Origin of the sequence: Polynucleobacter sp., from assembly GCF_030693775.1 — a bacterium.
In the GTDB taxonomy this organism is placed as follows: Bacteria; Pseudomonadota; Gammaproteobacteria; order Burkholderiales; family Burkholderiaceae; genus Polynucleobacter.
In genome coordinates, this window is the sequence record NZ_JAUXZY010000002.1 from 77,635 (window position 1) to 101,635 (window position 24,001).

Annotated in this window: 22 protein-coding genes and 1 tRNA gene; 9 read left to right on the forward strand and 14 right to left on the reverse strand. The window is 44.8% G+C overall.

Features of this window, described 5'->3' with window-relative positions; translation table 11 throughout:
• Positions 1-4: 4 nt before the first annotated feature.
• Positions 5-409 (reverse strand): heme-binding protein, encoded by a 405-nt coding sequence (locus tag Q8M75_RS01285; protein WP_371131727.1) that lies wholly within the window; start codon positions 407-409, stop codon positions 5-7.
• A 231-nt stretch (positions 410-640) separates the two neighbouring features.
• On the opposite strand from Q8M75_RS01285, the gene Q8M75_RS01290 reads away from it, so the two are divergent.
• Positions 641-3,703 carry an FAD-binding and (Fe-S)-binding domain-containing protein gene (locus Q8M75_RS01290; protein WP_305485354.1) on the forward strand — a complete coding sequence of 1,021 codons (3,063 nt, stop codon included), beginning with the start codon at positions 641-643 and terminating at the stop codon, positions 3,701-3,703.
• 43 nt (positions 3,704-3,746) lie between these two features.
• Here Q8M75_RS01290 and Q8M75_RS01295 read toward each other — a convergent pair whose 3' ends face one another.
• From Q8M75_RS01295 to queG, 3 genes are read right to left on the reverse strand one after another with little or no spacing between them, the layout of a single operon-like run.
• Complete coding sequence (locus Q8M75_RS01295; RefSeq protein ID WP_305485355.1) at positions 3,747-4,088, reverse strand: AzlD domain-containing protein; 342 nt, start codon at positions 4,086-4,088, stop codon at positions 3,747-3,749.
• Entirely contained in the window at positions 4,088-4,873 is a 786-nt protein-coding gene (locus Q8M75_RS01300) for an AzlC family ABC transporter permease (protein WP_305485357.1), read from the reverse strand. The genes Q8M75_RS01295 and Q8M75_RS01300 overlap by 1 nt, the downstream gene beginning before the upstream one ends.
• Before the next feature lie 37 nt (positions 4,874-4,910).
• On the reverse strand, positions 4,911-6,044 hold the full coding sequence (gene queG, locus Q8M75_RS01305) for a tRNA epoxyqueuosine(34) reductase QueG (RefSeq protein WP_305485359.1): 1,134 nt from the start codon (positions 6,042-6,044) through the stop codon (positions 4,911-4,913).
• A 48-nt stretch (positions 6,045-6,092) separates the two neighbouring features.
• Between queG and tsaE the strand changes: the two genes are divergently transcribed.
• From tsaE to Q8M75_RS01320, 3 genes are all read left to right on the forward strand, one after another.
• Complete coding sequence (gene tsaE, locus Q8M75_RS01310; protein ID WP_305485361.1) at positions 6,093-6,611, forward strand: tRNA (adenosine(37)-N6)-threonylcarbamoyltransferase complex ATPase subunit type 1 TsaE; 519 nt, start codon at positions 6,093-6,095, stop codon at positions 6,609-6,611.
• Positions 6,612-6,622: 11 nt separating this feature from the next.
• Entirely contained in the window at positions 6,623-7,939 is a 1,317-nt protein-coding gene (locus Q8M75_RS01315) for an N-acetylmuramoyl-L-alanine amidase (RefSeq protein ID WP_305485363.1), read from the forward strand.
• A gap of 62 nt (positions 7,940-8,001) precedes the next feature.
• Positions 8,002-8,077 (forward strand) — tRNA-Lys (locus tag Q8M75_RS01320).
• 263 nt (positions 8,078-8,340) lie between these two features.
• Here the strand turns inward: Q8M75_RS01320 and Q8M75_RS01325 are convergent.
• The 5 genes from Q8M75_RS01325 to Q8M75_RS01345 form a co-directional block, all read right to left on the reverse strand.
• Positions 8,341-9,669 (reverse strand): hypothetical protein, encoded by a 1,329-nt coding sequence (locus tag Q8M75_RS01325; RefSeq protein WP_305485365.1) that lies wholly within the window; start codon positions 9,667-9,669, stop codon positions 8,341-8,343.
• 72 nt (positions 9,670-9,741) lie between these two features.
• Positions 9,742-11,538 (reverse strand): ABC transporter ATP-binding protein, encoded by a 1,797-nt coding sequence (locus Q8M75_RS01330; RefSeq protein ID WP_305485366.1) that lies wholly within the window; start codon positions 11,536-11,538, stop codon positions 9,742-9,744.
• Between the two features lie 78 nt (positions 11,539-11,616).
• On the reverse strand, positions 11,617-12,891 hold the full coding sequence (locus tag Q8M75_RS01335; RefSeq protein ID WP_305485368.1) for a hypothetical protein: 1,275 nt from the start codon (positions 12,889-12,891) through the stop codon (positions 11,617-11,619).
• On the reverse strand, positions 12,888-13,886 hold the full coding sequence (locus tag Q8M75_RS01340) for a PIG-L deacetylase family protein (protein WP_305485369.1): 999 nt from the start codon (positions 13,884-13,886) through the stop codon (positions 12,888-12,890). The genes Q8M75_RS01335 and Q8M75_RS01340 overlap by 4 nt, the downstream gene beginning before the upstream one ends.
• Positions 13,883-15,616 (reverse strand): hypothetical protein, encoded by a 1,734-nt coding sequence (locus Q8M75_RS01345; RefSeq protein ID WP_305485372.1) that lies wholly within the window; start codon positions 15,614-15,616, stop codon positions 13,883-13,885. Before Q8M75_RS01345 ends, Q8M75_RS01340 begins: the two co-directional genes overlap by 4 nt.
• A gap of 293 nt (positions 15,617-15,909) precedes the next feature.
• Between Q8M75_RS01345 and Q8M75_RS01350 the strand changes: the two genes are divergently transcribed.
• Together Q8M75_RS01350 and Q8M75_RS01355 are read left to right on the forward strand one after the other, a co-directional pair.
• The gene (locus tag Q8M75_RS01350; protein ID WP_305485374.1) at positions 15,910-16,623 is read left to right on the forward strand and encodes a response regulator; all 714 of its coding nucleotides are present in this window, start codon (positions 15,910-15,912) and stop codon (positions 16,621-16,623) included.
• A gap of 14 nt (positions 16,624-16,637) precedes the next feature.
• A complete protein-coding gene (locus Q8M75_RS01355; protein ID WP_305485377.1) occupies positions 16,638-17,981 on the forward strand; it encodes a histidine kinase dimerization/phospho-acceptor domain-containing protein in 1,344 nt (447 codons plus the stop codon).
• A gap of 293 nt (positions 17,982-18,274) precedes the next feature.
• On the opposite strand, the gene Q8M75_RS01360 is transcribed toward Q8M75_RS01355, so the two are convergent.
• The 4 genes from Q8M75_RS01360 to Q8M75_RS01375 form a co-directional block, all read right to left on the reverse strand.
• Positions 18,275-18,475, reverse strand: a complete 201-nt coding sequence (locus tag Q8M75_RS01360; RefSeq protein WP_305485380.1) for a hypothetical protein — start codon at positions 18,473-18,475, stop codon at positions 18,275-18,277.
• Positions 18,444-19,505: a hypothetical protein gene (locus Q8M75_RS01365; protein WP_288048591.1), complete on the reverse strand. Its 1,062-nt coding sequence runs from the start codon at positions 19,503-19,505 to the stop codon at positions 18,444-18,446. The genes Q8M75_RS01360 and Q8M75_RS01365 overlap by 32 nt, the downstream gene beginning before the upstream one ends.
• A 194-nt stretch (positions 19,506-19,699) precedes the next feature.
• Positions 19,700-20,506, reverse strand: a complete 807-nt coding sequence (locus Q8M75_RS01370) for a type I restriction enzyme HsdR N-terminal domain-containing protein (protein ID WP_216230595.1) — start codon at positions 20,504-20,506, stop codon at positions 19,700-19,702.
• A 130-nt stretch (positions 20,507-20,636) separates the two neighbouring features.
• On the reverse strand, positions 20,637-21,011 hold the full coding sequence (locus tag Q8M75_RS01375; protein ID WP_305485394.1) for a hypothetical protein: 375 nt from the start codon (positions 21,009-21,011) through the stop codon (positions 20,637-20,639).
• A gap of 203 nt (positions 21,012-21,214) precedes the next feature.
• Between Q8M75_RS01375 and Q8M75_RS01380 the strand changes: the two genes are divergently transcribed.
• From Q8M75_RS01380 to Q8M75_RS01390, 3 genes are all read left to right on the forward strand, one after another.
• Positions 21,215-21,418: a hypothetical protein gene (locus Q8M75_RS01380; protein ID WP_305485397.1), complete on the forward strand. Its 204-nt coding sequence runs from the start codon at positions 21,215-21,217 to the stop codon at positions 21,416-21,418.
• Between the two features lie 158 nt (positions 21,419-21,576).
• Positions 21,577-21,951: a hypothetical protein gene (locus Q8M75_RS01385; RefSeq protein ID WP_305485399.1), complete on the forward strand. Its 375-nt coding sequence runs from the start codon at positions 21,577-21,579 to the stop codon at positions 21,949-21,951.
• Positions 21,944-23,104, forward strand: a complete 1,161-nt coding sequence (locus Q8M75_RS01390; protein WP_305485401.1) for a DUF6575 domain-containing protein — start codon at positions 21,944-21,946, stop codon at positions 23,102-23,104. The genes Q8M75_RS01385 and Q8M75_RS01390 overlap by 8 nt, the downstream gene beginning before the upstream one ends.
• Positions 23,105-23,435: 331 nt before the next feature.
• Here the strand turns inward: Q8M75_RS01390 and Q8M75_RS01395 are convergent, their stop codons facing one another.
• Positions 23,436-23,969, reverse strand: a complete 534-nt coding sequence (locus tag Q8M75_RS01395) for a hypothetical protein (RefSeq protein ID WP_108507855.1) — start codon at positions 23,967-23,969, stop codon at positions 23,436-23,438.
• Positions 23,970-24,001: the final 32 nt, after the last annotated feature.

Here is a 24,001-nt window from a genome sequence, read left to right on the forward strand (position 1 = left end):
TAACTTAAATAATGGCCGCGATCCCAGCCTTAGCAGTGCTGGCATCTTCGGAAGACTTCACGCCGGAAACGCCGACTGCGCCGATGGTAAATCCATTTACATCGATATTGACGCCACCCTCTAGCATCCCTTGAATGTGGGGTGCGGACAAAAAGGAGGTGCGGCCGTTGTTAATAATCTCTTCGTATACGCGAGTCTCGCGCTTACCCATAGCCGCCGTACGGGCTTTCTCTTGGGCAATGTAAGCGGATACAGGAGCGCAGCCATCGCGGCGAATCATGCCGAGTACGTGGCCGCCATCATCACAAACCGCAATCGTCACTGCCCAGTTGTTTGCAGCAGCGTGCGCATTGGCGGCGTCCAGAATGGCTTGAACGTTTGCTTGGGTCAGGTAAGGTTTGTTTGCCAACATGATGGTCTCCTAATGGTGTTTTGGTCTGAATTCGGTGGAATACCGCAACGGTCGCTGTTGTAGCTCAAAATCCCTTGTTCAATCCGACGCGGGTCAATTTTAAGAAAACCAATTGCCACGTAAAATCAAAAATCTGTAAAAAAACAGGGGATCAAGCTGAAATAGTCGGTCTTTTGTAGAATTTCACTCGATTCTGAATGTATTTGCCATTTTCCCATACCTTGAGCCATGCCAACAAAAACCGCCCTGCCCCCTGAAATCAGCTCCCAATTGCAAAAGCACATCCGTGGGCAGGTGCTAACCGACACCCCAAGCCGGGGTCGCTACGCTACGGATGCATCGATTTATCAGCAATTTCCGGTTGGGGTTGTGATCCCCGAAGATGCAGCTGATATCGAAACGGCTTTAGCAGTAGCGCGGGAGCATTCGATCCCAGTATTGCCCCGTGGCGGCGGCACGAGCCAATGCGGCCAAACCACTGGGGTTGCGCTGGTCATTGATAACAGCAAGGCCTTTCGCAAGATCCTCCACGTCGATCCCGAAAAAGCCACTGCTGAAGTGGAGCCCGGTTTAGTTCTGGATCACCTCAATGCCAATCTAAAAAAACATGGCTTGTGGTACCCCGTTGACGTTTCTACCGGAGCGCAAGCAACGATTGGCGGCATGGCCGGAAACAATTCCTGCGGCAGTCGCTCGCTTGCATACGGCAATATGGTGCACAACGTCTTGGGCATCGATGCATGGCTGGCCGATGGTCAACTGGCGCAATTCGGTAACTATGCTCAGAGCACGGGAAGCGCAAAACAGCTGGGTGATTTTGTCAAAGGCTTAGCCAATCGCTTGCAACCCGAAATTGAAGCGATGTTTCCGAAAGTCATGCGCCGTGTCGCTGGCTATAACTTGGATGTATTTCATCCGCAAAGCGAAAAACCGTACACCACTGATGGCAGCGTTAACTTGGCCCACTTGTTAGTCGGCAGTGAAGGGACGCTGGCGTATTTCAAATCACTGCAACTGAAATTGGCTCCATTACCGCAGCACAAGGTGCTCGGCATTGTGAATTTCTCCAGCTTCTATCGCGCCATGGATAGCGCGCAGCACATTGTCAAACTAGGTCCTACCGCGGTGGAATTAGTCGACCGCACCATGATTGATTTAGCGCGGCACAACCCCAGCTTTAAAAAGACCATTGAAAGCGCACTGATTGATGCAGCTGGCCCAACACCCGAAGCGATCTTACTCGTGGAGTTTTCGGGTGAAGCGCATGCCCCACTGTTAGAACGCGTTGCAGCACTCAAGGAATTGATGAGTGACTTGGGTTTACCGAATACTGTGGTGTCAATGCCCGATGCAGGTCTCCAAAAAAATCTGTGGGAAGTTCGTAAAGCGGGCCTGAACATCATGATGAGTCTCAAAGGCGATGGCAAGCCGGTGAGCTTTATTGAGGACTGTGCCGTACCACTCGAGAACCTAGCTGACTACACCAGTGCACTCACCGACGTCTTTTCAAAATACGGCTCACGCGGTACCTGGTATGCCCACGCATCCGTGGGCACTTTGCATGTTCGGCCGATCTTGGATATGCGCCGTGATGGCGCGCAGAAGATGCGGGCCATGGCAGAAGAGGCGTCTGAACTAGTACGTCGCTATAAAGGCGCGTACAGCGGCGAGCACGGCGATGGCCTGTGCCGCGGTGAATGGATTAGCTGGCAATTTGGTCCGAAGATTACCGATGCCTTGCGTGAGATCAAACATGCATTTGATCCGGATAATTTATTTAATCCCGGAAAAATCATTGATCCACCGAAGATGGATGATTCGAGTTATTTCCGCTTTCCGCCGGAATACAAAATCATTCCCCTCAAGACCAATTTAGATTGGTCGGCATGGAATGTGCAAAACAATCCCGTTACCGAAGAGACGAGCGCGCCGGGTAGTGGCGGCGATCCAGCGCATGGCTTTTCCAAAGCAGTCGAGATGTGCAATAACAATGGCCATTGCCGTAAGTTTGATGCAGGTACCATGTGCCCCAGCTACCGCGTTACCCGCGATGAAAAACACCTCACCCGCGGCCGTGCCAATACCTTACGCCTTGCCGTATCGGGTCAACTCGATGCTGCGCCCGGTGAAGATCCGCTGACTACTGCAGCCGTCAAAGATGCCATGGATTTATGCGTCAGCTGCAAAGCCTGTCGCCGCGAGTGCCCTACGGGTGTCGATATGGCGAAGATGAAAGTGGAATACTTAAGCCACTACAAAAAACGCCATGGCCATACGCTGCGTGATCGCCTAGTAGCGCACTTGCCGCACTATGCGCCGATGGTGAGCCGTATTCCAGGCCTACCCGCTTTACTGAATATTCGTAACCGCATCCCCGCCATTGCCAAGATACAAGAGTGGCTCACTGGCATTTCAGCCGAGCGCACCCTACCCGTCTGGCGTAGCGATACTTTTTGGAATGCACCAATCGATTCCGCGGCAAGTGCAGCGCAATACCGTTTCACACCAGAGCAACTGCAAGCCGAGAGTAAGGCAGTCGTCCTTTTAGTCGATACCTTTAATGCCTACTTTGAGAACGAGAACGTGCATGCAGCAATTGCCGTGCTGCGCTCCGCTGGGTATCAAATTCATATTCCGCAAATGGATACAGCGAATAGCGCTTCTGCCACAGAACAGAAATGCTCAAAGCAGTTTTGTTGTGGTCGTACCTACCTTGCTGCTGGCATGGTGGATGAGGCCAAAGCCCGCTTGGGCGCCTTGGTAGACCACTTGGCACCCTATGCCGAGCGCGGTATTGCCATCGTTGGATTGGAACCCTCTTGCCTCTTCACCTTAAAGGACGAAGCCTTAGTGATGGGCTTTGGACAAAAGGCAGTGAGTGTCAGCCAAAAAGCGCAGCTATTAGAAGAATTCTTAGTCGATCAATCCAAGGCCGGCAAACTCAATCTCAATCTCAAACCAGCCGATCGCGCAGTGCTGTTTCATGGCCATTGCCATCAAAAAGCATTTGCTGCCGTGACGCCAGCACTCGAACTGCTGCAACTGATTCCGAATGCAAAGCCCACTCTGATTGAATCGTCTTGCTGCGGTATGGCTGGAAGTTTTGGTTATGAAGTCGAGCACATTAGCGTGTCAAAGCAAATGGCAGAACTGAGTTTATTGCCAGCCATTCGGCAAGCGCCGGATAGCTGGGTGGTTGCCGATGGTACGAGTTGCCGTCATCAGATTCATGATGGTACGCAGCGCGATGCGGTGCATATTGCTCGCATCTTGGCAGCCCACCTGCAATAAAGTATTGCTCTAAACGAATCCTTTTTGAAATCCTCTTACGGTCTTAGCGCATCAGGCCGTAAGAGACCATCAGCAGCGTACCAATCAGTAAGGCCGGAACAAAGCGCTGCTGGGGTTTTGACAGCATGATGCCAATGCTAAGCAAGCAAATCAAAATACGGATCCACAGCGGTACGGTATCGAGTAAACCAATCGGCAAAACAATCAAGCGGATGGTTAAGGCTGCAACCATGGCATAGGTGACTGCCGATAACCAGCGAAAGATCTCGCTTTCTTGGTTAATTTTTCCGGCAAGCATCACGCCGATGGCGCGACACAAGTAGGTGCCAATGCAGGCGCTTGCGAGGGCAATCCACAGCCCCCATCCTTGTAAGTGAGCGGCCATCACAACATGCCTCCATCCGATGCAGCTCTGCGCTTGCGCAAATATTGACGGTCAATCCAATAGGCTAAGGTGCCTGCCACAATGCCGGTAGTCAAAAGACTCGTATCGCGATCCAGCAAATAGAAGAAAGGGCCCATCACACAACCCAGGGCAATCGCAATCCGATTAATCCATGGCTTGACCTCAGCAAAAGTCAGCAAGAAAAATAAGGGGTTAATAAAAATCAAGCCGAGCGTAATAAAGACCGGCACTACACCTGCCAGCAAATAACCCAAGATCGTCCCCGGTACTGAAATCATCCAGCATAGTAAACCGAGGCCGGCAAAGTAACTTAAACGGTGCTGCGGCTCAATCCGCTGAAATTCCCGCATCGACACAGCCCATGCCGTCATCGCGAGCAAATGAACGGACGCATATAAACGTTTATTTTGATCGCGCCGATCCAGTTGCGGAAACAAGGTGATGGTCATGGTGATAAAGCGGGTAGATGTCAAGGTTACGGCTAGGGCAATCGCTAACAGCGACGCGCCATCGACCATCATCTCCATTAATACAACTTGACCGGGTAGCGCAAACATCAGGAGGCTACTCAAGGCAGTAAAGCTGAGATCAAACCCGCTGGTTTTGCCCATCGCCCCAAAACCCACCATGCCGGCAAAGAGGACCATGGCAGGAGCACCGCTCGCATCTTTGAGACCATTACGAAACGCATCCTTGCGACTAGTAAAGCGATGCAACTCAGCCCCTTGGGCAGGCTCTAGAACGGGGTCACGATCGGATTGCATATTGGGATTGTATGAGTCCGAAGGAATGAGCAGATTTTTATGCCGAGAATGGGGCCTCTAGGGCCCAATCAATGTGCTCCTGCACCAAAGCATCAGCTGCTGCTTGGTCTGCTTGCAAGGCCCTGCGAAGGGCTGATTTCAGCTCAGGCGCACTCTTGTCTGAACGCAGGGCATTGCCCATCGCCACCGCGAGATTGCGGCGCCAGCGGCTATAGCCAATCCGGCGAATGGCGCTCCCCTCATGGCGGCGCTCAAAATCGCTTGCAGTCCAAGACCATAACTCCAATAAAGAACTTCCGCCCATGCTATTCCGCTCAGCAAAATCCGGCAAGGCTGTTGCTTGGGCAAACTTATTCCACGGGCAAGCCAATTGGCAATCATCGCAGCCGTACACGCGATTGCCCATCGCGATACGAAACTCTAAGGGAATGGGTCCCGGGTTTTCAATCGTGAGGTAAGAGATACATCGGCGCGCATCAACTACATACGGCGCGGTAATCGCCGCTGTTGGGCATACGTCGATGCAAGCGCTGCACGTGCCGCAGTGGGGCTCTACTGGCGGATCCACTGGCAAAGGCAAATCGAGCAATATCTCCCCTAAAAAGAAAACCGAGCCCGCTTCACGATTGAGTAGGAGGGTGTGTTTACCGCGCCACCCCAATCCCGCTTTTTGTGCCAACTCGACTTCCATTAGCGGCGCTGAATCCGTGAAGACGCGGTAGCCAAACGGACCGATGCGCTCTTCAATACGACTTGCTAAATCCTGGAGGCGCTGGCGCAATACTTTGTGGTAATCCCGGCCGCGGGCATAAACCGATATCACTGCCTCACCGGGGCTAGCAATTCGATTCCACTCCGCGTCAATATCAAGATCGGGGGCGTAATTCATGGAGACGCAGACAACGCGCAAGGTGCCGGGCTGAAGCAGCTCTGGGCTGGAGCGTAAGGCAGCATGTCGCTCCATAAAGCCCATCTCACCATGGTAGCCAGCCGCTAACCAGGCGCGTAAGCGCTCTGGGGCAAGCCCTAAATCGGTATCGGCAATCCGCAGGCGATCAAATCTCAATGCCAATGCCTCGCCATCGAGCCAAGCCCGAAAGTCAGGGCCTGTGATGGCGTCCGGCGCAACGGAATGATCGGCAGCAGGAATCGTTTTAGGCGGGATCGGCATTTACTGAATAAACTACGCTACACGTTAGACACACAAACAGATTCCCATTTGAAATCGATTAAAAGACATTGTAGGCAAGAAAGTGAAACGGCTGACCTCGCCAAGGCGCTTGGCGGCGTGCTGGCGCATTTTTTCGCAGACGCTCATTTACCAGAACAGCATGTCAATATCGCCCTAGAAGGCAATTTAGGCGCAGGCAAGACGGCCTTTACGCGCTATCTGATTCAAGGCATGGGCTACGCTGGTAGGGTCAAAAGCCCAACCTACTCGCTGTGTGAGTCTTATCCGATTGTGTGCAGTAAACAAATTGCTCAGGCCTTTCATTTTGATTTGTACCGCATGCGCACACCCCTTGAGTGGCAAGAAGCTGGTTTGGCAGAGCATTTTGATGCGCCCGGCATGTGCCTGATTGAGTGGCCAGAAAAAGCAGCAGGCACCCTTCCCCAGCTTGATCTGCAAATTGCGATTACGACAGGCGAACAAGAGACCGAACGGCAATTTGAGCTCAAAGCCCTGAGCGATTTGGGCTTAAGACTGCTCACCCAATTGCAACGCGATCTCCCCTAAAATCAGGGCCAATGGCAGATCACATTAACCCCAATCGGCGCAAACACCTTAAAGGCTCGGCTACAACGCTAGGCTTAATACTGCTATTAGGTAAAGCTGACATCGCGTGGGGAGCGACGATTTTGGGTGTGCGCGTTTGGCCATCCGAAGACTACACCCGCATCACCCTCGAATCCGATAACGCGCTTAAAGTCAGTCACCAAATTCTGACGGGGCCAGATCGCTTGGTTGTTGATGTAACTGGCTTGCAACTCAATCCAACCCTGCGGGATCTGGTTGCTAAAGTGAAGCCCAACGATCCCTATGTGTCGCAAATTCGGGTGGGGCAATTTCAGCCCAATGTAGTGCGCTTGGTGTTTGATCTGAAAGAGCCGATTAAGCCGCAACTCTTCACCCTGGAGCCCGTTGCTGAATACAAATTCCGCTCTGTGTTTGATCTTTACCCCACAACCCCGCCCGATCCACTCATGCAACTGGTTCGCAGCAGCGCAAAAAAAGAGCAGGCGCTGGAGAAAAAGAATGAGGAAGATCTGATCGCGCAATTTGCCCATCGCCAAGACGCGCCGGTTGCGCAAGCCATTCCAGCCCCCAAAGACACCGCTACCAGCCCCCGCTTTAAACGACTGATCACGATTGCCCTAGACCCAGGGCACGGCGGCGAAGACCCGGGAGCCATTGGCGCTAGGGGTAGTTATGAGAAAAACATTGTGCTGTCGATTGCCAAACGCCTCAACACCAAGATTGAAAACGAGCCTAATATGCGGGCCTTTATGACGCGCGATGGCGATTACTTTGTGCCGCTCCATACTCGGGTTCGCAAAGCCCGCCAAGTGGGTGCTGATTTATTTGTCTCGATTCATGCGGATGCATTTATTCAGCCGCATGCCCGGGGCGCCTCTGTTTTTGCCCTATCGCAACAAGGCGCAACCAGCACCACCGCGCGATGGATGGCCAATAAAGAAAACGCATCGGACCTCATTGGCGGCATCAATATCAAGACCACCGATACCCAAGTAGCGCACCTGCTTCTCGATATGTCGACCACCGCGCAAATCAAGGATTCGGTTCAGGTCGGAAGCGCAGTATTGCAGCGCATTGGCGGATTTGCAGCCCTGCATAAGCCCAAAGTAGAGCAAGCTGGCTTTGCGGTACTCAGGGCCCCAGATATTCCATCCATCCTGGTAGAAACGGCCTTTATTAGCAACCCAAAAGAAGAGGCAAAGCTCAATGATGAGGGCTATCAAGAGCAGATTGCAGAGGCAATTTTGCAGGGAATCAAGGACTACTTTGCCAAGAATCCCCCCGTAGCAAGGCGCTCTGCGGCTTAAGAATAGGTGCCCGGCAATTTCAAGGCCAAAACAAAATAATTGCTATAATTTCAGTCTTTACTGGGTCGGTAGCTCAGTCGGTAGAGCAGCGGACTTTTAATCCGTTGGTCGCGAGTTCGAATCTCGCCCGACCCACCAGTTATACAAAGGGATCACAGCAATGTGGTCCCTTTTCTTTTGGTGATGCGGAATGTTGCTGTGACTGTTTGCAACAATAGATGATCTATTGGACCGTCTTGGGTGGGGATGTCAGGCGCTGGGACGAGACTGAGCTTCTCATAGGCGTCCTGTTTCGGGACGCTTAATATTGATTTGTCGGGTTAGCCGACAAATCAATATTGGGTCTATACCACTCTAAAAATACTCCACTAGACTCCATAAGCGCATGCTATAGACAATACTTAGTTAATAAGAACTGCTGGCGAAGGAGGGATGGAGCCAGGCACTTTACTGAGTGTAAGAATTTCAGAGAGCAAAATAAGCACTTCACGCGATCTACTTGCTCGGTCAGCGGGAATTGAATATGTATTACCACGATAGTTGACAACGGAAATTGGTCGAGTGGAATTATTATTTTTTAACACTTCAAATAATGGCACCGAAGAAGCATCATCATTTAAATCCTGAACTGTACTTGGGTTAGCTGCAAAATAGTCTGAATTTTTGATTTTGATTACTTTAGGGTTTGATTGAAGCTGCAGCGAAGCAATACTACCTAAGAAGGAATATATATTTCTGGGGGAGCGTAGCTTAATGGCAAGAGTATGCTTTCCATCGTGAGTAGCGCCGGGATTGGAAAGGTCACCAATAATATTCTGGGGGCGATCAGCATTTGCATAATGTGGATTACAAAATGCAGAATCAGTAAATTGTTTCTGCAAGTTTTCCTCTTTTTGGTTTTTTATCAAACACATTCTAGTAATGGGTGTAAAGCGGACAAACTCATACATGCGCGACTTATTCTTACCATCGGCAGGAACTAGCATGACATTAGGCATTTCGTAGAAAGGGGCAACCTTATCCAGGTTTTGCGATATGAAATCAAGATTCATGGGGCCAGATAAGACCTCCCTTCGAGTCACTACCTCAGTTCTGAGGCCGCTATCGATCAGACGATAGAGAGTGCGTTGAAACTCAGCATATTGAGGGCTCGTCGGATCATTATTCCAGCTCTGTATTACATTTCCATTACGATCACGAATCTGGACGTTTTCGATGACTAGAGAATACAAGATAGACTTTGGACCCGCATTGTTATTGGTAAGGTTGTTAATATCCTCCGGCTTTAGATCGCTTAAAAAAGACTGCATAAAAGACTGATTATCGAGCGATGATTGCGTAAAGTTAAAACTATTATTGACCCCCAAGCTGGCGTTTGGAGCATAGTATGTCCCTGCGTTCGCTGCAGAGGATGAGAAAAAACCTGAAACACTGGCAGGATTTGTACTCATGATGTTGGTCCCAATGCCTACCGATGCGCTAACTGAACCCGTTCCAATCACAGAAGGCATATCCAAAAAGCTCATTGGCAACTGCTCGGATGCTCTGATGACATTAATCAAAATATTATCGTTAGCATAGCTTTCTAATACCTCACGATATGAATTGGACATAGCCTGAAATGAAACTGACCCCGTCCCCGTCATGCCGCAACCAGTTACCAATACAGGTAGAGCTAACGCCAAACAAAATGACTTAATTGAGTAATTATTTCGTTGGATAGAATTCATAAAAACTCCTGAAATTTAATCTGATACATCCTTACAGCACACAAAAAAATAGTAGGCAATTAGAAATTGCGGCTACTTATAACCTTCCGCTTGTATGTCAAACATTTCTTTATACAAACCACCTCGCTGCATTAGCTCTGCATGGCTTCCAAAATCAATGATTGCTCCCTCGTCCAGAACGATAATGATGTCTGCCGTCCGAACCGTACTAAATCTATGGCTCACGATGACTGTTGCCTTGCCTCGGTGCCCATCGAAAACATTGTTAAAAAATTCCATCTCTCCTTTTGCATCAATCGCAGAAGTTGGCTCATCGAGAATTAGGAGATCGGATTGCCTGACAAGCGCTCTAGCAAGAGAGATGCGTTGCGACTCTCCGCCAGATAACTCAGAGCCATCTTCATACACATTGAGCATTCTCTGGTCGTATCCATGACGCAATTTATTAATGAAATTGTCAGCTCCAGCTTTTTTGGATGCCTCGCGTATGTCATCTATAGACAAAGCTTTATTGGTACCGAGACGGATATTTTCAGCAATACTTAAGTGCTCAATAAGGCTGAAATTCTGCATTAAGGTGCTAATGCGATCATAAAAAGAGTTGATCTCTAACGTTTTAATATCGCGACCATTTATTAAAATCTGACCACTGGTTGGTAAATACTGGCGCAGTAGGAGCTTCAAAATAGTAGACTTTCCGGCGCCATTTTTACCAACTAGAGCAATTCTGCTATCGCTCTTGATATCAAAGCTCACATTATTTAATAATGCTTTTTTTTCGTTCGGGTAATGAAAACATACATTTTTAAATTGAATATGCAAACTCTCTGATGATGGCAACTCAACAGTTCCATCCAAGATTAATGGTTTTGATTCTAGAATTACCCTTAAATTTTTAACCTCGATAAAGTTTTTATGGACACTTTGAATAGTGGAAGCTAGCGTATTTCCTGAGGATGTGCTTTGTTGCAACAGTCCACGCAAGAAAAGAAAGGCTTCTAAGCTTAGGGCCCCACTAATCGCCATACCCAAAAACCAGATATTAGAAAATAATTCGCCCGCAAGGCTTACAGACTCAGCTAGCGACAAACTAACGACGGAAACTTTAGTGGTCTGCAGTTCCTTGTTAAAAATTCTCTCTTTGTGATACTTCCAGATTTCAATGAGCTTAGTGTAGGAGCCTAGTAATCTAATTTCTGGCATGCGAGTTGGGTCAGTCAAAACCCAGCCTGTTCTTGACATAATGCGCCAGTCTTTATCATTTTGTGTTTCGTCATTATCTCGACGATGATTGATTTTTATCTGAACAATCAACAATGGCAAAAGCGCCACTATCATCACAAAACCAACAATGGGCGCTTTGACCGTTATTGTGATGATTGATATGAAAAAACCAAATGAAGAGGAAATAATATCTAAAAACTTACGCAGGATATCAATCACAGAGTCCTTGCCCATCATTGCCTTAGAAAGCTTTTGATTAAAAAGCTCTTCGTCAAACTGTGGTTGGCTAAGGGCATACACTTTTTCAGTCAGGCTTTGTTCGACAAATAACTGAAGAAGAAATTCGTACTTTGAGTTAACCAGCGCATTCAAACGACGAAAAATGATAGAAAAAATCGTGAGGGCCGCCATCAGTCCCAACCAGAAAAAAGCGGATGACTCTACGCCCCCTTCTTTAGAGATCAGCTTTGCCAATTCAGAGATAAAGTTGGCGGCTAAAAAAACTTGGGCAATAGGTTCGATACCCCTTATAACTGCGTCAAATACTTGCCAGACAATGAATCGTCGACCAGGTACAAGAGCTGTTCTAAAAGCCCATATATAAAAATCCAGTTTTTGTGACCCCAACACTTGAACCGTCGTCATATTACTTACTGCAATTACAGACATGAATATTGGGGAAATGGTTAAAACTTAACGCCCATTTCACATGAGAAAGAATCTTCACCATAAGTTTTCGAATCCAGTCAAAACCCAGTTACACCCCACATCTTTTGTTGCGGCAACAGCAGATTCACTTAATATCTTTTCATTTGAAGTATCAGATCTAACTTTCGCACGAGGCCCTTTCTGTTCACCAATCCAAGAAACTGCTGCTACGGCCGTATACCGTCCACTTTCTTTTCTTATCATGGATAAATTGAGGCTGCCCTCTACAACTGCAAGCAAATGTCGATGTACGCGTATCCAGTTTTTCACTTCTTCTAAATTTCTATAGCCCGGATCAAAAAGCATAAGCGCTCTTTCGGGATCATCTGACTTAAGTAGATTTGTAAAATCTATGAAGATGTTGGTAACAATCTCAAGTTCCGCGACGAGAGACTGATCTTCTGAATCGCCCCGGAGACTGCTTTGACGACTAATATCCCACTCCCTAATGACAGATGACTCTCCACTAGGGCGCCCCGCAAGATTTTGCCGGGCAAAGGATTGCTCTATTAAAAAGATATCTTCAATTTCATCCGTTACAGGACCCCAATGATGATTTGGAGCCCAGGATCTCAATAAATCCGCCATATGTTCCGCCGGCAAAATAGGAGGAATATGCGAGGATCGATTTTTATATTTACTGACAAGGCCATCACGCTGAGCGCGCACAGTCGTCATGTGATGCATGATCACTTGATCATCTAATCGATGTGGATTATTTGTCGGTAATTTTCGCGTGGTATCTGCAATACAATAGTAATGTTCGTGATGCTTTTCGGCGGTAAAAGCAATATTGGGGCAAATTTTATAGATTAATGGAACATATAGATAATCGCCCCACGCCTGAGCCAACCCCCTTACTTGATACCGTGGTGAAATCCAATAATCGATCAGCTTACACGCCGTTGCATCATAGTCATGCTCAATTACTTGCTGCTTAGCATAGGCCATTGCATCGGGAAGAATGAACTCATCTGCATCCATAGTAATGAAGTGAGTCGCACCGAATTTTCGAGCTAGCTCCAATCCACGAGTACGCTTATCCGCCTCAAAAACCTGTGGGTTTGCGAAAGGATCCGGCTCAAATTCGTATTCCAATACCTCATCTACCAACCCTTCTTGCAATAAGTAGTCAAGCGTCCCTAATAGCAAAGGTGAACAAGGATTGCCGGCATATGAGCGTTTCTGATAGACGATTGAAATGTGATCAATCTGACATCGCAAAGCTCGAAGCTTTGCATCAAGCAACTCCTCGCCATCAAATAAGTTAATTGAAGCGGATAGAATCATATGACATGCGGCTCCGAAAGCTCCCAAAGTCGCTCGACATAAACACCCTCCTTTTCGGATAGCTTCTCGGCATATTCCAAAACATCCCATGCGATATCAGCGGCAATATATTGAGAGCGATATATAGAAATCCCGGTTGCTTTTTGGGTGGGATCTATTGTGATAATTATGGGCTTGAGATTGTCAAAGTCTTCTAACCGATCGACTAATGCTGCTTGATCGTATTGACAGTAAGGCAAGTCTTCATAAAACATTACACGCGTTGCAGGGGCTTTTTTTAGCAAATCCGGCAAGATAGACTGAAGAGCTTGATAGGTAGCCGCGTGATCACTGTGCGCCCCGACCGCTAGTGGCGCCAGTATCACATCTGGAGTATGGCTTTCAAAGTGCGCTTTTAACCCAGATATATACTGATTCAGTCGAAAGTCGTCAGGCTTATCCATGATGCGCTCCGACCAACGTGATCCGCTTGCATCAATATACATTTCTACATCATGAATATTTGCGCACTCTACTTTAGCCGCGATAAACTCACCATATAGATCATCCTCAGCCATGCGAATTTTTGTGACGACTTCAACGTCACCATAAAGTGGCGCACAGGTACCGGCACAGCGTGAAGGTCCGATCATGGTCAATATGGATATCTCGACCGAGCCTTTTAACTGAGCTAGGGTGCCCCCTATCGAAAGTGCCGCATCGTCTGAGTGTGGGCTAATTACGGACCACCTTTCAGTTGGAGATGTCAATTCACGATTGGCAATCCGACCGGGCGCTAATATAAGGATGTCTTGCTCAATTAGCTGATTGACTATGCGCATATCCACCCCAAGGGCAGCGAGGTCGCTTAAACTTTTAGTACCATCGATTAATGATGCAATCGCAGGCATTTCATCAGTTAGCTTTCCCTTAATTATATTGGGCTTCCACTCGAGACATTGCCAGCCAATTGAGCGAAACAGAGGTAGAAGATGTGGCGTTTGATTTAAGCTCACTGCAAACCAGCTCCATCAAATTGATGCGAAGCGATATATCTAGAGTAGCGGTTAAGGTTGGAATTTTTCCAACCCATGGATGCAGTTCTCAATGCTCGAGTCTGCAAGTCAGATAGAGGCTCATCTTCCCCAAGAACCTTGACAACCCCCTTAAGAGATTCAATATGGCTCATTGAGTATTCGGTGAAAATTTTGGCCAACTTATGGTTATGTCTAAATAAGGATTGCGTTAGATGCAATATGCTTTCCAAACAATCATGCACGGCCCTACAAGAATTCCCGCGCTCCAATGACATCTCAAGTGAAGCTGTGATTTCGGCTATTTCACACAATATAGCCACTGTGACAGCATCAGAGACGGGACGCAGCAGTAGCATTGCCAATTCTCCTGCCAGCAAACCTTCATCAGTAATCTGAAGATTAAGGACAGTCTCTTGAGGGACGCGCCAGCTATCACCAGAAGATCCAAAGAACACAGTCACGCAATTGACTTTACTGATCGTATTTATATGAGCCGTAAATGTGTCGAGGCCCAAAATAATATCGTGGCTTAACGCTGTTTTGATGATTTCATCTAGTCCAGACTTCGGAAGCACCGCTACTTGAATATTTGAACTGTCAAGCAAGTCCGCAATAGCGCATGAAAATTGTTGATTAGCCTCATTGAGGCCGGCAACAATAGTGATTTCAATAGGATGCTCAAAACTCAGATGATGAACGGCATCGGCCCACCACTGTGCAGTTACCGCACTTTTTTCCTTGGATGAATGAGGATTCAGAAACACACGAAAACCTGTTTTTTTATCCTCAACTCTGTGGGGCTTGATTAATGAGCCTAGCTTTGGCGTATCCATACCAATAGAGCTGAGTAGATCCTTAAGTGCGTCATAAATTGTCAAACCATCATCGCTGCTTTCATATTCGGTAATGCAACCCTCAGCCTGATTGACCATGCGGACCAACCTTGAGCCTATGTCTAAATAGAAAAATCGTTCAAAACCAGGGACGGTTTCAAGCTCTCTATATATCTTGTCTGATGCGAAATCACAAAATGCAATTAATGCATTAGGCTCTTCTTTTAGCAATTCTTGCGCACGTACAAAAGGTACTAAGGCATCCGTATCTATGTGATAAGCGGTGATCTTCGGGTTCCATCTCCAAAGATCTTTTGAATGAGACCAGACCTCAACGCTGATACCTGGGAACTTTCTCATAAAAGCCTCGACCGCAAGAAATAGAATCATTTCATCGCCGATACCAATATGGGGTCCAAAGGCAAAATATAATTTACTAGGCGCTGGCCACTCTTGCAAAAATGTTTTTTGGACTGGGCGCAGGCTTGACCATGAGCGATCATAGCGCTTGAAGTGGTAGTGACTCAATGTTTCAATGGCATCTGCAATATTTCCAGATCTACCTTTTAAACTCTGAGCAACAACAGCAGTGATTTTAGTAATACCCTGCTCGACGGTCGGCTCAGCAATTTCCCAACCAGGCTCGGACAAGCGCTTTAGGAGACGATCCGCAAATCGGGCTCGACTAAAAAACCATGACTCGTACTCACGATTAATCGGCCGAACCGCTGAGGACCAAAGAATCACAAGTAAAAAATTCAGGATGAAATGTCGTGCCTCAACACTCTTCCAAGTGTCATGACTAGTCAAAGCATCTTCATTAAGCAGGGTCTGCTTGACTCCATCAAAATCTTTTTCAACCGCAGTTATGAACATAATGAGAAATGAGTATTAATTACTGATTAAAATTCAATTTTTCTAGAAAGCTTCAATAGAAAACAGTTTTTGAAAGCCTCAAAATATTCTCAATGCAGATGTTTTAATATTTTTGTACTCTGTACTCATAACGACCCCATCTACGAAGAGAATAATTTGAATGCTTTCTTATTAAGCAAATTAAATTGCTACATCACAGACTCTACTTAAATTTGATCTAAATGTTTGTAAGGTTTTGTAATGCGGGTCAGCGAAAGACATGGTCAGAGCTTGTTCTCTGTTAGGATGACTCTATGTCAATAAATCCGACTCCCGTCATACCTCGCATTTTGGTAGTAGATGACGATACCCGCTTACGCGACCTTCTTATTTCCTTCTTAGGAAAAAATGGGATGATTGTTTTGGGTGCAAATGATGGCGACGAAATGGGGGCCATATTAAAAAACGATATCTTTTCCCTGTATATCTTGGATATTAATTTGCCTGGTAAAAATGGTTGGGAGCTTTGTCGGTCTTTGCGTAATAGCGGCAATAACACGCCCATCATCATGCTAACAGCGCGCAGCGAAGATCATGATCGAATACATGGCCTTGAATTAGGTGCCGATGACTACCTACCTAAACCATTTAATACGCGCGAATTATTAGCTCGCATACGCGCAGTTCTACGCAGGTTTAGCCCAGACTCCATCAACTTATCCATTGATGCGCCCGTTGAATTTGATAATTTTTCGCTCGATATGTCTCGCAACCAACTGCTTCGTCACGGAAAGCCCGTTTCACAAACCGCAACGGAGCTGGCTTTACTCAAGCTACTATTTAAGTATCGTGGCCATGCGATTTCGAGAGACTTTATCTGCTTTCAATTACATGGGAGAAACTATCAATCTGATGATCGCTCCATAGATGTCTTGATATCAAGATTGCGTAAACAACTTGGACAACGTCCAGATGGAATGGGCTACATACAAACCATTCGTGGTCAAGGCTACATATTTTTACCCTAAGATTAATGATACCTATGAGGGCACTTCAATTTACGCAACATCGTATTTTTAGCAGTTTTTGGCTGTGGTTCGTTGCAATTCTAGTTATCAATCAACTACTGCTAATTATCGCAATTCGCTTTTTTCTCTTAAAGCCGCCGGCAGAAATTTTTGCCGATTCGATATTGATGATGAATGATGCTATACACCAAATTCGCATAGATCAGGGTGACAGAGCAATAGAAAAATTATCACTTAAAGCGAAAATGTACAGCAGCACGGTTGAATTAGTTGATAGAGTTCCTGAAAAAATTACAAGTACCCGTTGGTATCCAGGCATATCAATAATCCAAGATTTCATCGCTAAGAAATCAAATGGGAAATTATCTATTGATTTTGAGCCCATACCGGATCTCTCGATCTGGCTTACCAATAGCGACTATCCAGGTCTAATATTAAAATTTAGCTACAAGGGGCAGCCTTTTACTAGGAACTATCTTGGTTGGGCATTTTTATTAACAATGGTATTGAGCTTGCTCGCCGCTTGGTGGATTGCGCGGAGAATAACCAGACCCTTATATCAACTGTCTGACCAAGCTCAAAATCTTGTTATTAGCAAAGAATTTAATGCTATCAAAATAGATCCTAACGCTTCCCCGGAAATCAAAATTTTAACCAGAGCAATCAATGATATGCGCTCCGAACTGGATCGAACTATTAATGACAGGGAAAACTTACTAGCCACAGTAACCCACGATTTACGGACCCCGCTAAGTCGGCTACAAATCGCCCTTGAGATGTTGGAGCCAACACAGCCCGATGCCATTAAATCAACCCTTGAAGATGTATCTGAAATACGGATGATCTTGGAGCAATTTGTCGAACTATCAAAGTTAAATGTGGAGACAAATGAGTCATGGTCTTTGGAGGATTTAAATTCTTTTGTCGCAAAATTACGAGACCAATATCGTCGTGTAGGAGTTAATTTGCGGGCCATTCTAGAGGATAGCCCGGCCCCCATCTTGTGCAAACCAATAGCTCTTACTCGCCTGCTATATAACCTTATTGATAATGCATATCGTCATGGAGCCGGCAGCATTGAAGTTTCGGTAATTCGTGATGATCAGGATTTTCTGTTACGAGTGAGCAATCATTTTGATAGCATGCATCAGGAAACTGGACTCACGCATGCATTCGCCGAAAATACTGGCAAGATGCCTGTCACAGGCTTAGGGTTGCGAATTATCCATCAATTCGCCAAGGTACATCAAGCTGAGCTCGAAGAATCTCAACAGAATGGTATGAAAATATTTACTCTGCGTTTCAAGCCATCACTTGCAGAAGACTTGCCAGCAACTAAGAATGATATCGCTGAATGATTGCCTGCACCTCAAAATGATAATTTTATAAGGATCAGATAATCATTTTTCCGCCAGCTATTTCAATGGATATTTAGAAAATGAAGGCTCACGACTTTTAATCCGTTGGTCGCGAGTTCGAATCTCGCCCGACCCACCAGTATCAAGAAACCCCTACTAGCAATAGTGGGGGTTTTGTCTTCGTAGGTTGGTCAAATGTGGTGACTGTTCGGAACAATGCGGAGCTTTATGAACGTTTCGAGTGGGGATAGCCCACGCTAGATGACCGTTTGAACTATGAGCGTCTCAAGAGGTTACTTAGCGATCTTATGATCGCACTTGTTTACATCACCTGCGGCCAGAGAAAAACACCTAATTGTATCTTTGGCATCAATCATTAATTTCTCTGCCGCTATTAATAGCTCATGCGAAGAAATCTTCTTCAAACCTTGAGATTCAGCATTAATTCTGTGAAATATTCGTTCAGTCAACTGAAGATTGGATAGCTTGCTCATTAGATAACTCCCTTATTCCCAGTAAAGAAAATTCTAACTTCATGCGCAACTCAAAAGATCTAAGCAATTCAATATAGCTAGCCTTAAATCTTGTTTTGAAATAATGAGGTTGATCAGAATAGATTGAAATTACAAATATTACAGAATTAAATTTTTCATAAAAAATTGGGTAGCAAATAAGAGATCCATCCTCATCTTTTCTTGTTGGATTCGGGGAAAACCTTGGTGAATCTTTATCCAGTTCCCGCTTAATGCTCTCAATAATAAGAATGGACTTTGTATTTGCCGCATGCCTAATAGATGAATTAGGCTTATTCAATATATGAATCGGGGTTTTAACGCTGTGATTATTAGGGTAATGAAACGGGATGTCATTTATGTAGCCATCTTGCATTTGCGCAAAATTAACCTTAAGAGTAAATTTTTCGCCTGGATTCTCAAGCTGCAAAAGCGCCAGCATAGATGAATGCAATCCTTGAACTAATTCGTTTAACTGGCTTGCAGGCTGGGTTATGGAGTTGAAAGTTTGCCCAATGTTTATAGGGCTATCCGAATTTTGAAGATCTATCAAAAAACGACTAAATCTTTGCTCTTTAGTTCCAACAATATTGTCGATTGAGCGGAGAAGAAGTGTAGGCATTTCTGTCCACCCATTTGGGTTCTCCTGATAAATGCTTTTTAGGAATTTATAGAAGGCAATTATAAAAAATGCCCACACACAACTAGCGAAGACTCCTATAACCATATATCGATCAAGAAATTCTCCGGCATCGGGTAAATACTCCTTAATTTTTAATGCGAATCTATCTATCTGATAGTACTGCTGCAAAAAATAAGGTGGGAATGTTAAAACAAAAGTTCCAAACAGCGAAAATAATATGGCGTGATTCTTTGAAAATCTTCTTGCATACGTTGCTAAGCCCACCAATATATTCGAATCTTTCCACTTTTCGAAAATGGATTTTTTGATGGGCGCAGACTTGACTACAATTTTGCGAGATCGCCTGTTCTTTTCACGGCTTTGGGTCATTAACTTAAATTCATAAATATCAATTCAACACTACACTACCATAAAGCACGCTCAGCAAATGATTGGTTCAGGGTGGCAATTGACCGCTAGCTTGTCGTGTTTCCCGACAAACTAGGCTTCCCCAGCCCTATCCCTACGGATTCTGTGCTCAAGCTCCACAGACTCGCCCACTGTCCGCTTACGCCCAAGAATAATCACTCCGAAGGGGGGATATCAGCTGAAACAGGAGCCTCCGATGATTTGACTTGAGCTGCAGAGTTTTTCGCTTTCTTTGAGATGGCTTTGGCTATTTTTTTGGATGCCTCCTTAGCCTTATCACCCTCCTGAACTTCCCTCTTAATCACCTCATTCAATAAAACTGACTTAATGTCATCAGTATCAATTTTGACGTCTGGAGAAACGCGACGAAGCTCTCTACGGATCACATCTAGCACTGGATCAGTTTGTAGCATGGCGCCAATAAAGAATCTGGAAAGGGCCTGTCGCTGGGTGTGATAGTCACCCAAAGCAGATTTGATCCATCCCTCCTTACATAGCAGATACAAAGATTCAACATCATCCTTAGATCTACTATTGATGGAAGTCATATCCAATGCCACAACTAACTCTTTATCGATTGGCTTCTCAAAAATTACCTTGTAAACAAACCAAGTAATTCCGTTCGTAAGTACTACCCAGTCAAGGCCTTGATTGGCAGCATAGTCAATTGCCTGCTTGATATGCTGCTCTTTTAACTCGATCCCAATTGCTTTAGCCTCGATTAATATGGCCAGCCGATTATCGAGTTTGATTGCCAAATCACAATAGGTACCTCTAATTGCAAACTCCGAAGTAACCTCAGAATATTTGTCATACCCAAAGATATCTGAGAGCATGTCCTTAATCAGGGTAACGGTATCCGCCTCGCCAACATCTCTAGATCTTGCGGCAACCAGAAGAGGTTGATATTTTTTTATACCAGATACAACTCTTTCGGTTATCTTTTTTGGAATGGTGGCCATACTTAATCCTTCATAAAATTGTTTAGGTGGGCATTTGATTATGTTTTTAACTAATAAATAGTACTCCACCTCAAATCATTTTGGGTTGATGCAAAGCTGTATTTAAAAAAGGCTATTCCAGAGTATTCATTCATAGAAATTTGCAAGTCCCAAAAGCAATTCCACCACGACCATTGTTCTCAACAAACTTCATATCTGGGAAGAGCTGGATATCGTACTGACTTCTAAATAGGTAGAATTTCTTGTATCCCACATGCTTGTCTACTTCCACCCTGTCAATATCGTAGGAATCACAAGTGACTTTATTGTCATTAGGCTTAATACTGCATCTATCGACTTTGGGTTTATCTGAATCGTGAATTCTGGCGGAAAACTTGTATTTTTCCATTTGAGCTGGCTGATAGACATTCTCAAAATCTAGCTTCCTTGTAACAGCACAGTCATAACTGGCGGCACTTACTAAACTGGATGCTACAAGCGAACAAACAAATACTAAGAATTTCATAAAGACCCCAAAAATAACTATTTTCAGTTTAGTTATGGTGCATATAACTGTCTAGCTCTGATTTAAGGGATTTTATAACCGGCAAGTGTCGCGTTTCGAGACACTTAAGGGTCTCTAGATACTTAATACAAGGGTAAATATCTAGTTCATGAAGTATATGATTAAGCTCTAATTACTCAATCCAATACCGACGAGGAGTTAGTATGCGCAGATTTAAAGATATTAATGAGGCATGGCAACAAGGCTATACCGACGGATGGATGTCAATTCAACCAACGAAACCGCCTATGCCAGAACGTCCAGGTACGGTACCAGATGGAGAGGGAGATCAAATCCAGCGCTATTACGATGCCGGCTATTATCAAGGTCAATTAGATGCGACAAAAAGCAGTGGTGGAATAACCTAATAACAACTTCAGATATCCCCAGGAAAAAACTTTTTTAAGAGAAGTAGATCCCAGCCCGATTAAACAAATTGCATTTAACCCTTCTTTTTTATACATGAAACCAAAAATTAATCTAAATAGTTATTTGACCATATCAAAAGAGATATAAAATCCACGACATGTCTTGGCCACAATACTTTCCTCCTGAATGCCCACCAGCCGACTCACAAGATCTAGAGGTTACAGTTTTCAGGCTTGTAAGATCGCTCCCTCCAACTATCGAAGATTTTAAGCCAGCGCTCGTTGAATATCCACACAGAAATTTTTCGCCCGATAAGTTGTGTATGGCCTGTGGAGTTTCGGTTTTTTCTAAATTAAATGAGATTATCGATAAAAGAGATGCGTTCAAAGCATTGAGAAATAGAAAAATTGCCAAGGGGTTAATCAGTCAAGGTGACGGTCCATTGTTACTATCCAACAAGGATTCACACATTACTTGGTGGTCAAAAATTCAGGCGCCACACATAAATTTTGCAGAAGCCGTAAATGAATAGCTCTGAATTTTTTAAGAAAATCATCGCTAACCTTACCCCATTAGAAATTTTCATTTTTCATGATGGTCCGAGATTCTATAGTTGTCGAGACTTAACTGGTCAACAGTATTTAGTTTATTGGGTAGATGAAACAGATCAAGGGGATGAATGGCTCTATGAAAGAGTGAGTCCAGAAAGACTTAATAGCTTGAAATCTGGACAAATCTCTATACATCAAGCTCTAAAGAATCCAGAGGATTATTGTGCATACATAGTAAAACCTTTTCATAACTCGCTTTCAGTTAATGAAATCTCCTGCGATCAAATTGAGGAAGATTGGCTTCCACCAGAATCATACTTTCTAAGTGTTGAAACAAAAACTTTGCCAGATAAATTAATATCAACTGACGCATTGGCGCTTAGCTCAAAAAGAGAAGTTTTAGATATTGCTTTTGTAAAAAAATCAAATGCATATGAACTTTCATGCGGAAAGCTTGGATTAATTTTGAATGCAATTCAATCAACAGTCAATTCATTGATGCTGCCAAGCGAATCAAACGTTCGGAAAATTCCAGAGCACTTAAAATATCAGTCTGAACTAAACATCACAGGAATATATGCGAGCTCTTTCGGAATTAGACTTCAGTCAAGAGGGAGCGAACTTTTGCCAGGAGGAGCCCTCTCTAGTGCGCTAGAGACTCTTAGTAGACTACTTTCAGAAACAGATTCGCCCGAGTTAATGGTTAAAAATATAAAAGCCGTTAATGTTTTGAGTCGTAGTAGATTTAAGAATCTATTAACTACTCTTGTTGATTCAACGGTTGCCATAAAACTTGAGTGGGCATCCCCTGAGGGTCGTCAACTTTCAACAAACTGCTCTTACGAAAAATTAAGCCAATCACTTACAAAACTTGAGCAATCAGAAGAGGCAAACAAAGAAGATATCGATGTAAGCGGAAAACTAGTTGGAGTCGATGTAGAGAATGACTTTTTTGCAATAATTGCTGATGATAAAACCCTGATTAAAGGCAAACTATCAAAAGACCTCACTAATAGCAACTTTGTAGTGCCAAGCAGAATTCAAGCAATCATAGAGGCTACATGCGTGACCGATCCAGTTACAGATCGTGATAAGTGGTCTAACACTCTCATAAGTTATAAAAAATTGGAATAATGTTGGGCGGATAACTCCGCCTGCCCAGCCTTAATCTTCTGCCTAGCCCGCTCAGCTTTAATAGCTTGCTGATCACGCTTTACACGATCCTTCATTGATTTAAGTCTAGCTTGCTCTGGGCTTAATGGCTTTTGTGGGGCAATTTCATCAAATCTCATAGTTAACCAATCTGCAGGGGTTGATGTGGCACGTTATTGGCACCAAAGATAGCTTGAAACAACCGATATGCCTGAGCCTGGTTTTGGGCGTACAAAATGGTCTCCACCCACATCCCTGCTGCATTTACTGTTGCCTTATATCTTTTCATATAGATATTTAGCAAACCCGGTAGTCAACCACGCTTAACTTGATAATCCTCAATTTTAGGATCCCATATGTAGCTTAAGGATTCGGCATAGTCTTTGCCCACAAAAAGAAGAGTTTTCCGAATTTCATCAATTGAGACTCTATAAAGAACATTCTTTGCCTGACGGTCCGAGCAAAGCATAATTTCAGACCAATTTCGAGTTTTATCTCGTATTGCGAAAATTGCCCTGGAATGAATAAATTGATTGGCTAAATGCTTCACGGATATCTTGTCATCAAATTCGCGATCAAAAGAATAGAGCCTCTCAATATCAAAATAATTTAACTTAGTGAGAGACCTTCTATTCCATGGCACACAGCGCACTGAAACTCTGTAATCATCAGATTTTTTTGATGTCTTATCCCTCTCAAGTAAGGTTCGGACGATATAAAAAGAAATCATGAGTTCTTTTTCAAAAATGACCAAAGCACGGTCGCTCCAGCGCTTTGGATTTTTTACAGGCCTAAGTCTTCGAGCATGATCCAGAAGGTCTTCTCGCCAATAATAAGATTCAATCATTCAAAATAACCCCCAGAAGTGCTGATTAAGAT